At 57.8% G+C, this 688-nt stretch carries 1 protein-coding gene; it reads right to left on the bottom strand.

Features of this window, described 5'->3' with window-relative positions:
* Window positions 1-677 (bottom strand): pyruvate, water dikinase regulatory protein (locus D8V06_RS17960; RefSeq protein WP_130931448.1); only part of this gene is annotated, 677 nt, incomplete at its 3' end.
* Window positions 678-688: the final 11 nt, after the last annotated feature.

Here is a 688-nt window from a genome sequence, read left to right on the forward strand (position 1 = left end):
GCGTAGCTCGAATAACGGCTGTTGGGCTTGCGCTCGTTGCGGATGGCGGTGAGGCGGTCCGGGTCGATGGTCAGGCCGAACAGCTTGTGTTGGTGGGCGCGCAGGGCGGACGGCAGTTGCAGGCGCTCCATGTCGTCTTCGGTCAGCGGGTAGTTGGCCGCGCGGATGCCGAATTGCATCGCCATGTACAGGCACGTCGGCGTCTTACCACATCGCGACACGCCCACTAGTATCAGGTCGGCCTTGTCGTAATAGTGCGTGCGGGCGCCGTCGTCGTTGTCGAGGGCGAAGTTAACGGCCTCGATACGCTCCATGTAATTGGTGTTGGCGCCGATGGAGTGGGACTTGCCCACGGTGTAGGAAGAATGCTCGGTAAGTTCCTGTTCAAGCGGCGCCAGGAACGTCGAGAAAATGTCGATCATGAAACCATTGGAAGTCGCGAGGATCTCACGAATGTCCTGATTGACGATGGTGTCGAAGATAATCGGACGAAAGCCGTCGGTTTCGGCGGCTTTGTTGATTTGTTGTACCATGGCCCGCGCTTTGTCCACGTTGTCGATGTACGGCCGCGTGACTTTGCTGAAGGTAATGTTTTCGAACTGCGCCAGGAGGCTCTGGCCGAGGGTTTCGGCGGTAATGCCCGTGCCATCGGAGATAAAGAAAGCAGATCGTTTCATTTGCACCTTGG

This window comes from Pseudomonas sp. Sample_24 (assembly GCF_004307605.1).
Taxonomy (GTDB): Bacteria; Pseudomonadota; Gammaproteobacteria; order Pseudomonadales; family Pseudomonadaceae; genus Aquipseudomonas.